This window comes from uncultured Imperialibacter sp. (assembly GCF_963974565.1).
Classification (GTDB): domain Bacteria; phylum Bacteroidota; class Bacteroidia; order Cytophagales; family Cyclobacteriaceae; genus Imperialibacter; species Imperialibacter roseus.
The window spans coordinates 1-14,456 of record NZ_CAXBCJ010000026.1 but is presented as its reverse complement, the minus strand read 5'-3'; the positions used below and the strand labels follow the sequence as shown (position 1 = coordinate 14,456).

At 45.6% G+C, this 14,456-nt stretch carries 12 protein-coding genes; 4 read left to right on the top strand and 8 right to left on the bottom strand.

What is annotated here, in order from left to right; genetic code table 11:
- Window positions 1-97: 97 nt before the first annotated feature.
- The 4 genes from AAC052_RS25105 to AAC052_RS25090 form a co-directional block, all read right to left on the bottom strand.
- The gene (locus tag AAC052_RS25105; protein WP_339815957.1) at window positions 98-454 is read right to left on the bottom strand and encodes a DUF5615 family PIN-like protein; all 357 of its coding nucleotides are present in this window, start codon (window positions 452-454) and stop codon (window positions 98-100) included.
- A complete protein-coding gene (locus AAC052_RS25100) occupies window positions 451-675 on the bottom strand; it encodes a DUF433 domain-containing protein (RefSeq protein ID WP_151997452.1) in 225 nt (74 codons plus the stop codon). The genes AAC052_RS25105 and AAC052_RS25100 overlap by 4 nt, the downstream gene beginning before the upstream one ends.
- A gap of 201 nt (window positions 676-876) precedes the next feature.
- Complete coding sequence (locus AAC052_RS25095) at window positions 877-2,727, bottom strand: hypothetical protein (protein WP_339815956.1); 1,851 nt, start codon at window positions 2,725-2,727, stop codon at window positions 877-879.
- Window positions 2,728-2,910: 183 nt separating this feature from the next.
- Window positions 2,911-4,761: a metallophosphoesterase gene (locus tag AAC052_RS25090; protein WP_339815954.1), complete on the bottom strand. Its 1,851-nt coding sequence runs from the start codon at window positions 4,759-4,761 to the stop codon at window positions 2,911-2,913.
- Window positions 4,762-4,887: 126 nt separating this feature from the next.
- On the opposite strand from AAC052_RS25090, the gene AAC052_RS25085 reads away from it, so the two are divergent.
- The 3 genes from AAC052_RS25085 (at window position 4,888) to AAC052_RS25075 (ending at window position 7,544) form a co-directional block, all read left to right on the top strand.
- The gene (locus tag AAC052_RS25085) at window positions 4,888-5,736 is read left to right on the top strand and encodes a TIM barrel protein (protein ID WP_339815952.1); all 849 of its coding nucleotides are present in this window, start codon (window positions 4,888-4,890) and stop codon (window positions 5,734-5,736) included.
- Window positions 5,737-6,133: 397 nt separating this feature from the next.
- Window positions 6,134-6,760 (top strand): hypothetical protein, encoded by a 627-nt coding sequence (locus AAC052_RS25080; RefSeq protein WP_317487032.1) that lies wholly within the window; start codon window positions 6,134-6,136, stop codon window positions 6,758-6,760.
- 145 nt (window positions 6,761-6,905) lie between these two features.
- Window positions 6,906-7,544 carry an NAD(P)H-binding protein gene (locus tag AAC052_RS25075; RefSeq protein ID WP_339815950.1) on the top strand — a complete coding sequence of 213 codons (639 nt, stop codon included), beginning with the start codon at window positions 6,906-6,908 and terminating at the stop codon, window positions 7,542-7,544.
- Between the two features lie 44 nt (window positions 7,545-7,588).
- On the opposite strand, the gene AAC052_RS25070 is transcribed toward AAC052_RS25075, so the two are convergent.
- The 4 genes from AAC052_RS25070 to AAC052_RS25055 form a co-directional block, all read right to left on the bottom strand.
- The gene (locus tag AAC052_RS25070) at window positions 7,589-8,257 is read right to left on the bottom strand and encodes a TrkA family potassium uptake protein (RefSeq protein ID WP_339815949.1); all 669 of its coding nucleotides are present in this window, start codon (window positions 8,255-8,257) and stop codon (window positions 7,589-7,591) included.
- A 6-nt stretch (window positions 8,258-8,263) separates the two neighbouring features.
- Window positions 8,264-10,024 carry a potassium transporter TrkG gene (locus AAC052_RS25065; protein ID WP_339815948.1) on the bottom strand — a complete coding sequence of 587 codons (1,761 nt, stop codon included), beginning with the start codon at window positions 10,022-10,024 and terminating at the stop codon, window positions 8,264-8,266.
- A gap of 404 nt (window positions 10,025-10,428) precedes the next feature.
- The gene (locus AAC052_RS25060) at window positions 10,429-10,860 is read right to left on the bottom strand and encodes a hypothetical protein (RefSeq protein ID WP_339815947.1); all 432 of its coding nucleotides are present in this window, start codon (window positions 10,858-10,860) and stop codon (window positions 10,429-10,431) included.
- Window positions 10,861-10,927: 67 nt separating this feature from the next.
- Window positions 10,928-11,506, bottom strand: a complete 579-nt coding sequence (locus tag AAC052_RS25055) for a DinB family protein (protein WP_339815946.1) — start codon at window positions 11,504-11,506, stop codon at window positions 10,928-10,930.
- Window positions 11,507-11,822: 316 nt separating this feature from the next.
- On the opposite strand from AAC052_RS25055, the gene AAC052_RS25050 reads away from it, so the two are divergent.
- Window positions 11,823-14,228: an ABC transporter permease gene (locus tag AAC052_RS25050; RefSeq protein ID WP_339815945.1), complete on the top strand. Its 2,406-nt coding sequence runs from the start codon at window positions 11,823-11,825 to the stop codon at window positions 14,226-14,228.
- Window positions 14,229-14,456: the final 228 nt, after the last annotated feature.

The following is a 14,456-nucleotide window of genomic DNA, read 5'->3' as shown; positions in this document are numbered from 1 at the left end:
AAAAAAAGCCCACTTTATCGCAGGCTGTTTCAGTATTCTATTTCTATCGGGGTGCCCAGGTACCTCAATCAGGCGAGGCCAAGAGAACAATGCGACTTCAATGGTTGTTGTAGGCTTCCAACTCAAGGCAGGCCATTTCTCTATAGGCTTCTTGCAGCAGAAAATTTTCTATCGTCGAGTAGTTGTTGATTAAAAGCTGGGCTATTTGATTAGTCGAGAGATTGCCTGTTCTAATCCAAATCACTTTTGGTGGGTGGCTGTTAATCACACTAATATCATAAAAATCGGCGTCAAAAGTGACAATGGTGAAGCCATGTTCTTTTGAGTAAGCCCAAATATCTGAATCTTCCATGTCGGTTAAGCCACAGTCGCTTACATGGCGACAGGCCGGGAAATAGTCAACAAGCTTTTTCACCAATCTGAAAGAGATATTCTGGTCGAACAATAGCTTCATGCACTGTGCTGAAGTTTATGCTCTCTGTCTGCTGCATAGGCAAGACAGGCCTGAATGTCTTCCAGTGTCAACTCGGGAAAGTCTTCGAGAATTTCGTTGAAACCCATTCCGGCAGCTAGCCAGCCAAGCACGTCATATACGGTAATCCTTGTATTTCGCACACAAGGCTTGCCGAATCTTTTGTTTGGGTTCCTTTGGATGATCTTTTTATAGTCTACCATTTGGACAGGGTTTTAACAAAAATAGCTCTTTTGCGGAAACCATCCGAAAAGGCGGTGTAAATCATTTATTCCTATGATATGTCTGGGTTTTCAATATGGTGATGGTTTCTGAACAAAAAAAGCCCACGTTTCCGCAGGCTATTTTCTCAATCAGTTTTAGAAGTGGCTACGATTTGAAATGAGCATCAAATATGATGCGCCTCACTTTCCAATCGCCTTGATAATGCGTTCCTCTTGAATTAGTACGTCTCGCATCAATAAATTGTGCGGAAGGGATTTGTGTTTAGAAACTTTAAAGACATCAAGAATTTTGGATAAGGAATTGGCTGTGATGAGCGAGAGATTGAGTTCGTAGTCCAAACCACAGTCTTTGACAAAATCATCGGAAAACTCTGGAGCAACTAACAATGATTTGATAACCTTTATGCCATTCTTTTCAGCTAGAGACATGTAAGACTTTAGCTGCCTCGAAACGGAACTAAACTTGTTAAAGCCGCTTTCTTTTATTGATTTGCATTCGATCAGAATAATTTCTGTGTCTGAAATGGCTATTACTATATCCATTTTATCTTTTGCGGTGTTTAGCTTTTTTCTAAGCTTTTCGTCAACATTGAAACCAAGTTTCGTAAATATTTTTTTAGTGAGATCTTCAAACAATATACCTAGTTCACTTTCTTTAACAATGATGCCATTCTCTTTTAAAGAGGATAAATCTCTGTACCCAATAGTGGAATAGTTTTCGAGATATAGGTTTTCAGCATCTTTATAATTTTCCAGGATATTGGCAATCATATCACCCCTAGTTTTAATGGAAAACTTAGTACAGAACTTTTCTAAATCGGCTTGTGGCAATACTTCTAAAACATCTATGGGCTTGATATTGAAGTCAAGTAAATAGGAACTGCTCATTACATTTTCCTCTTGAAGCTCAAACTCATTTTTCAAGGTCTCTTTTGTTTTCGGAAGCACTTGAGCTAACTCAGCCAGCAGTTTCTCATAGCCGTCGATAGAGATACCTACTTTGTCGTCGGATTCGATCTCATCGAAGTATGAAATGAGACTAGCTAGTTTGTCATCGAGAGTTGAACCTTTCAACGTTGATTGTATTTTTAAGCCGTTTTCACAGAGGTCATTCAAAAATTTCTTCTTATCAGAGACACTAGTGCCTTCTTTGTGTATCTCATTCGAAAGGATTCCCTTAAAAGAGATACCTTCATTTATAATTTCCTTGAGTTTTTTATCCAATGGTTGCTTCCAGTCAATGTTATGCTTCTTGCATATCATATTTACTTGTGGCTCTCTCAGATGAATTAGTACCCTTCGGAAAAATTTATCCGCTACAGGTTTTCCTTTTAACTTTCTTAATAAAGTCACCATTTCATCTGCCACGTAAACCATATTTGTCTTTTTGGAGAAGAAAATCACGCCAAGGTTTTTCAGGTTTCCAATTAGTGTGTCAATGTCGAGCTGTTTTAAGGGCAAGACCATATAGTTGATCAGCCTTATTTCCTCGTTCGAGAGTTCTAACTGAGACGACAGTGTATTAAGAATCGTCTGCTCGTCAAAAGTGATTTTCCTTTCTTGATTATTTAAATCATCATTGGTGTAAGCAGTATTAACGCAAGATCGATAGATCTGATAATCCCTTATCCTAGTTAATTCGAACGTAGATTTTTCGCTTGTCATTTCTGTTTCGAACCACTTGATCTTTTTTTGAAGCTTCTTGATTTCGGTTTCATATAATCGAGACAGCCAGTCTTGCTTCATGATGCAATTGCCGTCACGAATAATTATGTCGGATACGATGTCGGTTTGTGAAGTGGCGTTGAGAAATTCTTGCGCTATGTACTCTGAGAACTCTTCCTTTAGCAAGTCGAAGACCTTTGCGATATTCAGACTATCCATTGCTTTGAGGTCACCGCTTGCATCATTTAAGATTTTGTCGATTTCCTTAATTTTCCTAGGCTTTTCGGAGATAATGCTGTCGATTATTTTCAAAAATGAGTTCTTCTCGAATGAATTTAGATTGTCGAGGATTTTTTCCAGTTTCATAGTAGTTTAATTAAATGGTCGTCGGACAGCTTGTAGATGATTGTAGGAAATTATGTTTTTTTGAAGAAGTAAAAAATGAAAACTTTCTAAGATACATAAAGCAACTAGTTTTTTTGGCTGTCTTCTGAACAAAAAAAGCCTACGTTTCGCAGGCTCTTTTCTCATCCCAATTATTAACCGTATTTATTTTTTAAAGAAGGTACCTGAGCCGGGGTAGTTGACAGCTCCACGCCAGTCGGGTTGCCACCACAGGTTGGTACGGTGACTATATTCGTTGTCGAAATCGTTCACACCCACATTGATGCGGGCCGTTTTCCAGTCGCCACCCTGCTGCTCACTGAGGTAGCTAAGCGGAATGGCTAGCTCTGTGGCATAGCCCTTTTCGGTTTTCTGTGTTACGCCAAGGATTCCCTCAGGTTTGCTGCCGCTAGTGAAGGGCGTGGTGTTGTCGGTGCCATCCACATAAGGGCTCATACCTATGTACAGCACACCGGAAAGACTTGTACCAAACGAGCTTATGTTTTCACTGTGGCCGTCGACAATTACCTGAAAGGCGTCCTGATTGTACGGCCTGGAAGAAGCCACGGCCAGCAGTTCATCGTCTGTTATGTCTGCGCCAATGTAAAGGAACTCGTCGTCATAACTGATGCCGAAGCGAACAGAACCATCGGCTTTGCCACCTTTGTGAGAGAAGGGATCAGCCTCAGTGTATATCTCGGTTTCTGAGTAGGGGAGACTCGCCCAATCGTCAAGCTTGCCATCAACTGTTTTAGCGGCCGCCTTTGACAGGTACTCTTTCTTCGCCGGACGGGCGTTTTGCGTTACATCCATTGTGATGTCCGCCATGCCTTCGCCGTGGAATGTGACCGTGCCTCTCAACGCTACCGGCTCAAGTGCAGCCACCGATGCAGCTTTCCCACTCAGTTTGAGGGGAAGAATTTCTACTGAATTTGGAGCAATAGTGAGGCTCTGCCGGATAATGCTGGATGTGAGGTCCTTGTTGGCTGCCAGCTCAAAGCTGACATCCATAGGCGCATCGCTGTCGTTGGTGAGGCGGATTTCGGTGGCGCCATTCGAAAACGTGCTGCCGTCGGTAAACATTGGCGATACACGCACAGGTTGCCCATTGAAAAGAGGCCTGAAGTAGTTGCTCGACTGCTCAGTCACCACGTTCTCGTCCCAAACGCCTGATAGCTCCAGGTTAGCCATGATGGGCCCGTTGTCTGTCATGGTGATCCACACCACATGGTCAAACTCGCCAAAACGAGGCCCTCTGAGTCGGCTGCCGCCTCCCGTAGTAGCAAGGATGAAGTATTTGCCATTGTTTCTTTCGTATTTCACATAGCTGTGATGGTGGCCCACATAAACGGTATGCTTTCTCGGCTCAAGTAGCTTTTCCACGTCGGGCCAGCGAAGCGTTTCGGCCTGCTGGTTCCACAGAGGCTGGTGCATAAACACCAGCGTCCATTTTACATCTGCGTTGGCGGCCAATGTCTTCTCAATCCACTCGTACTGCTCATCACCAATGGTACCTTTGCCCGACCCACGATAGTTGTCTTCGGAGTTGAGGCACAGGAAAAGCACGTCTTTGTATACAAAATGGTAATAGTCCTTCCCGAAAATCGCTTTGTATTTGTCGTACATCACCTTGTTTGTGATGTCGTGGTTGCCAGGCACGTAGAAGAAGGGCATGGTAAGGGAATCGATAAAACCATTGAATTCTGTCCACTCGGCGTCCAGTCGTGCCTCGTCTTCAGTGTACCCTTCAATAAAGTCTCCCACACTCATCACAAATTCTGGCTGTAGCAGGTTCAACTTGCTTAGGCCCACTTCAAACACATTGCCACGGTGGCCGCCCGTTCGGTCAGTTACGATAGCGAACTGAAAGGAGGACGCATCATTGTTTAGATCAAGACTGGTGTAAGGGGTTGGCCCTTCGATGGGCTCGATTTTAATACTTGCTTTTTCTACGGGAGCTGTGCAGGCCGCACCGAGCACCAGAAGGCCGATTGCAACGGCTGAAAGATAATTCATGATAGTTAGATTTGGTTAGGGTGAAGTTACGCCTCTCAAACGGGAGGTATTTGAAATTAATAGTTAAGTTTAAGTTAATGTTTCCTTGCAAAGGAAGCAATGAAATAACCTGCTTAACGATCCCTTATGAAAATTACCCTATTTACACTCTTGCTCCTTGGTACGTCATTTTTTGTTTACGCACAACGACCGGCCGTGGCCGTGGCATGGGACATGGAAGACGATGCCCTCATGCGTGCTTCTGGCTACAAGTTTTTTGTAGAAAAGGTCGACAAAATCATCAATCCGCAAAAGGTGTCAGATGAGCAGTTCGCTCAGAATGCAGCGACGATCAAAAAGCTAAAAACCAACATGTTTGCAGTGAACTACTTTTTGCCAGGCAACCTAAAGGTGATTGGCTCTGATGTGAATGAGGAGGCGATACTGGCGTATACCGACATTGTATTCCAACGGTGCCAGCAGATAGGCGTTGACCTGGTGGTGTGGGGCAGCGGTGGTTCCCGGAGATTGCCCGACGGTTGGGATTATGAAAAGGCTGTGGACCAGTTCGTGGCCATTGCAAAGAAGGTAGCCGTGCAGGCGCAGAAGTACGACATCCTGCTCACCGTAGAAAACCTCAACAAGACCGAAGCCAACTTTCTGAACGGATTTGATGAGATAGTGAGTGTGGTGAAGCGGGTAGATGAGCCCAATCTGATGGCCTGCGTGGACATCTACCATATGCTCATGGACGGTGATCCACCATCGATGATAGCGCTGGGAAAAGGCATTACTTTCCATTGCGATATCGCTGAAAAGGCAGACAGAGATCCCCCGGGCACACTTGGCGATGAAGTAGTTCCGTATTTGGAAGAACTGAAGGAAATTGATTATCAAGGAAAAATTGTCATCGAAGCCCGCTGGGATGATTTTCCAAAGGAAGCACCTGCCACGTTGAAGTATCTGGAAAGGAAGGTCAAGGAGGTATGGAAGTAGTAGGAGAGTATTTGACTTTTTGAAGAACCGAGGATTTGAAGGCCTCTAACTTAGTCCAATCATAAAAGGGGCCCCTCAGTGGCTAACAAGTGCCATCGGCACGGTTTTACGAGCAGCTTGGAATTCATTCCAGGCTGAAGATTTGAAGGTGCCGAACTTGGTTCGCTTGTAAAAAATGTCTCTAGCCGATTGACTAGTGCCATCGGCACGATTTTACGAGCAGCTTGGAATTCATGCCAGGCTGCTTAGATAAAGAACCCAGTGTTTAAGAACTTGAACTAAGTATTTCAAAGTCATTTAGAGTTTCAGTACGTCTAATGAATACTTTTTTGATGAAATTTATTTTTATTTCAATATGAAAAGCGGTGGATGGTTCGTTGTTCACAATAAAAATACTATGAAACCATCAATTCTTATTCTCTTCTGGATGTTAGCTTCCCATCTGGCCTCTGCTCAAATTGCTCTAAAAGCTGGAGCAACCTACTCGTATCAGAAATCAAGCGAAAGCACTAGTTCCCAGTTAGCAGCCGATATTCCGTCATTATTTGTCTTTCTTGGAGAAAGCAGGTACTTCGAAGCCGGTTTTGATGCGTTAAAGTTCTCTAACTCCAGATCTTCGTCAGGGCCTACTGTCAGAGATTATGAGACTGTCGTTTCGCCCTTTTTTGAGTATGGATTTATCAAGGGCAATACCAGCAGTGCTTTGAAATTCAAAATTGGAGCGAAGGCAATCCTGAACAATAATTTCAGTGGCCATAGCCCCAGGTACTCAACTGAATATCCATTTAGGGCCTATGAATCTACGATCACTCTGGCTGTCAAGCCTGGCTTGCTCTATGCCGTTAACGAAAGGATATTCCTTGATTTCGCAGTCCCAATCAACGTCCTCAATGCGGGCTATTACAGGTCAAACCTGGAAAATCCAGCCATTCCAATCAGGCAGCAACAACAAAGCTCGTTGCGTAATGCTTTTTTTCCTGAGACATATCAGGTTAGCCTTGGAATTATTTACAGGCCAGGATAATTACAGAAATTCCCTTACCTTCAACCCATTAAAATCTCCTGATAAAATATTGACTTCGCCTTAGCAGAAAACACTTCTGCTCAATCGGTTTGCCTTTCAGGCAAAACCAGGTAATCAACTATTGTCTTATTTTATCAAGAGTAACATGAATAACACATCAAAAATAGCCGTCATTGGTGGCACAGGGAAGGCTGGCAGGTACATAGTAAAAGAGCTGCTCAGCCGTGGATACCGCCTCAAACTTCTTCTTAGGTTTCCTGAAGACTTCCAACTTAAAGACCCAGGAATCGAGCTGCTAAAAGGTGATGCAAGAGATGCGGAAGCTATCCGATCTTTACTCGATGGATGCCAGGCCATCATCAGTGCAGTGGGTCAGCCAAGAGGTGAGGAGTCAATTTTCAGCGAGGCTTCAAAGCATGTTGTAGCGGCAATGACGACTTATGGCATCCGGCGGTATATCGTCCTTACCGGTCTCAACGTAGACACGCCTTTCGACAAGAAGAACGAAAAGGTGGCAATGGCCACTGAGTGGATGAGGGCCAATTATCCAAAAACCACAATGGATAAGCAGGCGGAATACGAATTCCTTACAAAAAGCGATATTGATTGGACGCTTGTGCGACTTCCCATGATTCAGCTGACCGACGAAAGGAGGGGAGTGAAAGCAAGTCTGGAGGATTGTCCGGGCGACGGAATTAGTGCTGCTGACCTGGCTTATTTTGTGGCCGATCAGTTGACCGATGATGCTTTTGTTGGTAAAGCACCTTTTATTGCTAGTTTTTGATTGAAAAGCTGCGGGCCTTAAATGATCCGCAGCTTTTTGCATTTTTACTCACTGTCATCCAGCATGTCTCTCAGGTCGTTCAGCGAACCGAAAATGATCAGCGTATCACCTTGTTCGAGCAATGTGTCCGCTGTTGCCACACCAGAGATTTTCCCCTCATCCTTGCCTTTTACTTCTTTGATAGTAGTGAGCACAGTAATGTTGTATTTCTTTCTGAATTCCACCTCCTTCAAGGTTTTTCCTTCATATTTCGGCGGACACTTCAATTCGATGATATTGTGTTTGTTAGACAACTCAAATGAGTCGACTACACCTTTGAAGTTAAGTCTTTTTGCAAGCCTGACTGCTGAAGTTTGCTCAGGGCGGCTGATCTCATGGATGCCCATGGCTTGCATCACTGTGGTTTGTAACTCGCTTACCGCACGTCCAATGATTCGCTTGGCGTGGAGCTGCTTCAAAAGGGCAGTCGTCATAATGGATGCCCCCTCGTCTTCTCCAATAGCAACAATCACTGTGTCAGCATCACCAATAGGCAGAGAGCTGACCGCCTGTATGTCTGTGGAGTCGAGACAAATAGTGTGCGTGATGTCATCTTTATGCAACTCCACTTTTTCCATCCGTTTATCTACGCCAATCACTTCATGACCCATGGCAGTCAGCGTGGTGGAGAGGCTGCTACCAAAGTTTCCAAGACCAAAAACGATATACTTCATACCTAGTTAATTTATAAACAATTCTTCGTTTGGATAGCGATACCGTAAAGTATGTACCCGTCTCAGCATGCCCACAAGCAAAGTTAGCGCACCCACACGACCAATGAACATAATTAGGATGATAACTATCCTGCTGCCAGTACTCAAACTCGAGGTAATCCCCATACTCAATCCAACGGTACTGTATGCCGAAAAACATTCGAAGGCGACCTGTATAAAGGGTAGATTTGGGTCGAGCATGGTGATCATAAATGTGGCCAGGCCAATAAATATCAACGAAAGTGAGATAATGGCAAAAGCCCTTCTGACCGACTTGTTGGATATTTCTCTTTTCCCAAACTCCACCCTGTCTTTGCTTCTGGCAAGGCTCAGGAAGTTAAGTGTGGCCAGAAAGATGGTGGTTGTTTTGATACCCCCACCAGTCGAACCTGGCGATGCCCCGATCCACATCAGCAATAGCATGATCATGATGGTGTGAAGCTTCAACGCTGCATTGTCGACAGTATTAAAGCCGGCAGTACGTGGCGTGACAGCTCCAAAGAAGGCTGTTACCCATTTACCGAATTCGTTGTGCTCGGCCAGCGTGTTGTCATACTCAAAGAAGTAAAAAAGCAACGTGCCGGGAATGATGAGAAGTGCAGTTGTAATAAGCACAATCCGTGTGTGCAGGTTGATCCTGATGGGCAATCTATATACAACCCGCCGTTTCACGAGCCTGGCCACTATTGTACGAGCCGATTCCCTCATGTAGTTGATGAAATTGAATACGATAGGAAAACCAAGTCCGCCAAAGATGAAAAGAAAAGCAATGACCAAATGGAGAGAGTAATTGAAGCGGTAGTTCAAGTCGTAGAGGCTGTTTCCGAGTGTCGAGAAGCCAGCGTTGCAAAAGGCAGATATTGAATGAAACCCAGCGAAAAGAACCCTGTCAACGAAGCTGGGCAGCACAGCCTTGTTGAGCTGCATGAATATCGCAATGCCGCCGATAAGCTCAACAAAAAGGGTGAAGGCGATGATTGTTTTTACGATGCCACTTACTTCGGCCAGCCGGTTAGTATTGGTCACATCTTTGAGAAATAGCTGATTCTGGATGCTAAATCCTCCTTTGAAAAACAAACCAAAAAAGCTCGTGAAGGTAAGAATGCCAATGCCGCCTATTTGAATAAGCCCTAAAATAATGACTTGTCCAAACGTGGTGAAATAGGAACCAGTATCAACCACAATGAGGCCGGTAACACACACTGCGCTTGTCGATGTAAAAAGTGCGTCAACAAACCCAATACCTTCGTAGGTTGCAGTAGGTAGCATGAGTAAGCCGCTGCCAACCAGCACGATGAGTGCAAAACTAAAAATGAAAAGATTGGCTGGATTCTTCGACAGCTTATAAAGAGAGGATGTTCTCCTCGAAAACTCTATCACAAATATGAAAAAACAGCCCCAGTAGCCTGTGTATTTGTGATTGAAGAAACTGAGCGATTGGAACCAGTCGGGCTGCACCGACACCAGTAGGTATACCAGCAGGTAGATACTGAAAATCGCTTCAAACAACCTTGAACGAACCCTGATAGGATCAAGAAGCCATGCTATCGTACTTCCTGCGGTAATTAGCGCAAACAATGTGCCCGCAATAATTGGAAGCCAAAGGTGAAGGGAGCGCTCGAAAGAGGGAGTATAGGGGAAGCCCACATCAGCAATCAGCAGAAGCAGGCCCACACTGCTTATTCCCAGCGAAGACCAGTTGATGATATTGAGTGCTTTCCGTTTCAAATTTTTCGTACGTCTGCGACCGGCAAGTGATATTTTGGCAGAAAGCTAACCATCGTTCTGTAAAAACAGCAGCAGATATTGATTAAAATTACCTTGTGCGAGAGAAAAAGATGAGACAATGCACTAACGTGGCATTGTCCCTTTTAGCTTATTTTCTACCAACCAATGCATATATGATGGCGGTAAGAATACTAAATAGCAGCGCACAAATTGTCCATATTAGTTTAGTGCCCGAGCTCATCGACTTGCGGTTGGCCCATACGTCATAAATCACCCAAATGGCAGGCGACGGCCACGATATAAAGTAGATTGTTCATTTGAATTTTGGTTGGCTATCTCCACAAGATAGAGATATTCTCGATACCAATGCTGCTTTTAACGCCAGTCAAAATTAACTGAGGGCGTCAGGTCAGCCGCCACGAGGCGTCTCTTTTCAGTACCTTGATTTTGTCCGCTTTCCTGAACCTCAGCGCCGACCAGTCGTCGTCCACCGCTACCATACGCACACTTTCGAAGCCCAGTTTTCCGAGCGGCTCCCAGCCGTGGTCACGGTGGATTTCCGCTTTATACTTCTTGGAAGTTTTCTTAGGGTATACAAACCAAAACGGGGCGTCGTCAGTTAGCTTTGGCACCAACTCCTGACTGAGTGCGGCAATAGCCTGCTCTGTTTTTACAAAAACCAAGACAAAGTCAAAGTTATTGGCGGCGTTGATGCTTGTATAAATAGTTCCCAGCTTCTCAAAGTCCGTGACATGAGGAGCAAACTCCTCCGGAGACTCAAATATGCCAATGGCCTGCTGAGCTTTATAGTTGAGTTTTTTGATAAGGTCTGTCATGGCCTATATTTTTTTCAAAACTAGAAATTTTGACCAAATGAGTGAAAGACTTGCATGGCGGACGACATCAGCTTGTCGGGAAATGCGGGTCTTGCTTTACACGTTTTGCCTGGTTTACATGCCTTTCGGCATGCCCCACTATAATTTGCAGGGTGTCGTACAGCGAGTAGGTCACCAGCCTTGACACTGGCGAAGTAATAATGACGGATGTGTGGTTTACATGATCCATCGCTATCATTTTTCTCATGAGCAGCTTGAGACTGTCGGTAAAGTCCTTCACGATGTGTTGGCTGAGCCTGCCGGCGGTTGGTTTGAATACCGTCGGCGACTTCGACCTACGCTTGACCTCCGGCCCCAGGTATTCCACCAACTGCCGACCCCAGAAGTTGTGCCAAAAAGCAGGCATTTTCTGCCAAAAAGTGGGCTCATACCTGCCTTCGGCAATTTTGTCAAACTGCGGATAGTATTGTTTGTTGGTCGTCATGATATGATCCAGGCATTCTCTGATGCTCCACTGCCCTTTTGCAGGCTTCCAGCCTAGCTGTTGCGCCGACAGGTCTCCGAATACATTGTTGACCTCGGTAATCAACTCCTCCATCTTATCACGATGCGATTGAACATTGACATTGTGGAAGCTCTGACTCATGACGACAATTTACGGCTTAATTGTCACATTGTGTCCCAATGTCGTTAGTTAAGAGGTTTGGTGTCTCAATTCCATTTTTACCCCAACCCTAAAGGGCGAGAGAATGGTCATTGTTGGGCCCTTTAGGGAAGTGAAGGGTAGAATGCCCTTAACTAAACGACATTGAATTGTACACCCTGCGGTCGTTGGTGTCCGCTGACGGACGTTAGGGTGTTGTCAGCTCCCTGAAAAGCGCCTTTTAAGCTATATTTGAGTAGATTTAATTTGGTAAGCTATTTGCCAACACATGTGCCACAGGGCAACTAAACTTATCGATATGTTCAAAAGCTACCTTACCATCGCCTTCCGAAGTTTCTGGAAAAATAAGTTTTATTCACTACTCAACATCTTTGGTCTTGCCTCTGGCGTGGCCAGCTGCCTGCTCATTTTTCTGTTTGTTTCCCACGAGCTGGGCTACGACCAGTTTTTTAAAGACAAAGACCAGATTTTTAGAGTGGTTACTTCAGCTGTGATGGGAGAAGAGAAAGGCAGGATTGCTGTTTCAGGAAGCATTCTCGGGCCCATCGCCAAAAGAGAGGTGCCTGGTGTGGAGCTATTCTGCCGTTATGCTGATGTGGGCATTTTTAAGCCAACTATTGTAAAAGAAGGGGAAAGGGTATTTATGGAAAAGACGTTTTCTTATGCCGACTCCTCATTTTTCAAGGTGTTTTCTTTCAACCTGATCGAAGGAGATGTAGAGACAGTTTTAAAGGACCCGAGTTCGGTAGTGATCACATCTTCCATGGCCAGGAAGTATTTTCCTGGTGGCAGCCCAATGGGCAAGACGCTGAGAATCAACAACAATACTGACAAGAAGGTAACAGGAGTAGTGGCAGATCCACCTGCCAATAGTCACCTGCAGTTCAACTTCATCTGCGCCTTTCATAGCATGGAGGATGGAGAGCAGTGGTTTCCCATGAACTATATCACTTATTTGAAGCTGGAGGAGGGGGTAAACGCCGGAGAAGTAGGAACGAAAATAAACGCTATCGTTGAAAGAGAACTTGGAGAGCAACTGGAGGGGTCTGGCATGTCGGTGTCGTTTGAAATGCAGCCGGTAACTGACATATACATGGACAGTAGTTTGCAGGCAGACATTGGTCAGAGAGGAAACATGTCCAACACGCTGGCCTTTGCCCTGATTGGCGTTTTCATTTTGCTGGTGGCCTGCGTGAATTATATCAACCTGACGACGGCCCGCTCGGAAAAAAGAGCCCGTGAGGTGGGCATCAGAAAGGTAATGGGTGCGGTGAGAACGCATATTATCCTGCAATTTTATGGAGAAACCCTCATCATCACTTTTCTGGCGGTGCTTTTGGCGGGGGGTATTACTGAATTCACGCTACCTGCTTTCAACGAGCTCATTGGACAGAAAATATCGATCAGCTATTTTGATAACCCCGGCTGGATAGCGCTGCTGGCAGCCGTTGTGTTTGCCATTACCCTGATCGCTGGCAGCTACCCGGCGCTGTATTTGTCGCAGTTCATTCCAGTGAAGGTGCTCAAGGGCACTTTCAACCCAGGTAAGGCAGGCGACATGTTTCGCAAAGCGCTGGTCATTTTCCAATTCAGTATTTCTATTTTTCTGATTTTGGGCACTTTGGTCATCTACCAGCAACTCAATTTCACCAACAGCAAAGACCTGGGCTACAATTCAGAACAGGTAATTGTTGTGCCCTTTGCCGACAGAAAGATGTTCAACAAGTTTGAGGCCTTCAGCAGCGAGCTAAAGCAAAATAGTGCTATTGGCGATGTGAGCAGAGGCTCGGCCATGATGGGCAATATTCTGGCCACCTGGTCGTCGTACAAAGACGGCATGGATCCCAACAAAGGCATTCGAACACTTGGGTTTACCACCGACGATCAAATGGTAAACACGCTCGGTATCGAGCTGCTGGCAGGGGAGGGCTTCAATGCCACCTCCATGCAACTGAATGACAGTACTGAAGAACCGCTCAATAACCATGTTGTGGTGAACGAGGCGTTGGTGCGCATGCTTGGCTGGAGAGCTGAGGAGGCCGTTGGGCAAACACTCCACTATGGAGACGAAACAAGCGGAAAGATAGTAGGGGTGATGAAAGACTTTCATTTCAACTCACTAAGGAGCCAAATTGACCCACTTTTCTTTTTCGTCAGCCCGTGGCAGGACAGGTATGTGTACGTGAAAGTCAATAATATTAACGACCCGGCCGGAGTGGACCATGTGCGTGACGTTTGGATGAACATCTTTGCCGACGCACCCTTTGAGTACAGCCTGCTTGATACTGAGCTACAGCGGCTTTATGACAGCGAGCAGCGGCAGGCCAGCGTGTTGGTGCTGTTTACCCTGCTCTCGGTGGTAATTGGTGTGTTGGGGCTGTTCGGATTGACCAACTACATGATTGAAAAAAGAACCAAAGAAATTGGCATTAGAAAAACGCTCGGAGCGAATGTAATCGGACTGGTAAGGCTCCTATCGTGGGACTTCCTCAAGCTGGTGCTGATTGCGAACCTGATTGCCTGGCCTTTCGCCTGGTACTTCATGAACGGCTGGCTGGAAAACTTTGCCTATCACATCAGCATGAGCTGGGTATATTTCGCTGTCACTGGCGTTGCGGTAGTGGTTGTGGCATTCCTCACCGTTGCCTGGCACAGCATCAACACCGCCAGAATGAATCCGGTGAAGTCGCTCAGATATGAATGAGGCAGGGGGCGGGAAGAGCAGGCGTCGGTACGGCCAGCAGGCCCGGTGCGGTGGAGCCGTCAGCCGCCGGATTAGTGCACATGGCGTCATCCAACGCATGAATATACCATTCCGTCCGGGCCCCTTCACGGCTCGCACCTCTCTAAGCCCTGAAAGGGCGAGATAAAAACAGGATTGGGTGCAGCCATATCCTGCTTTTTGTTTTGCGCCGGGCTACACCCAACCCAT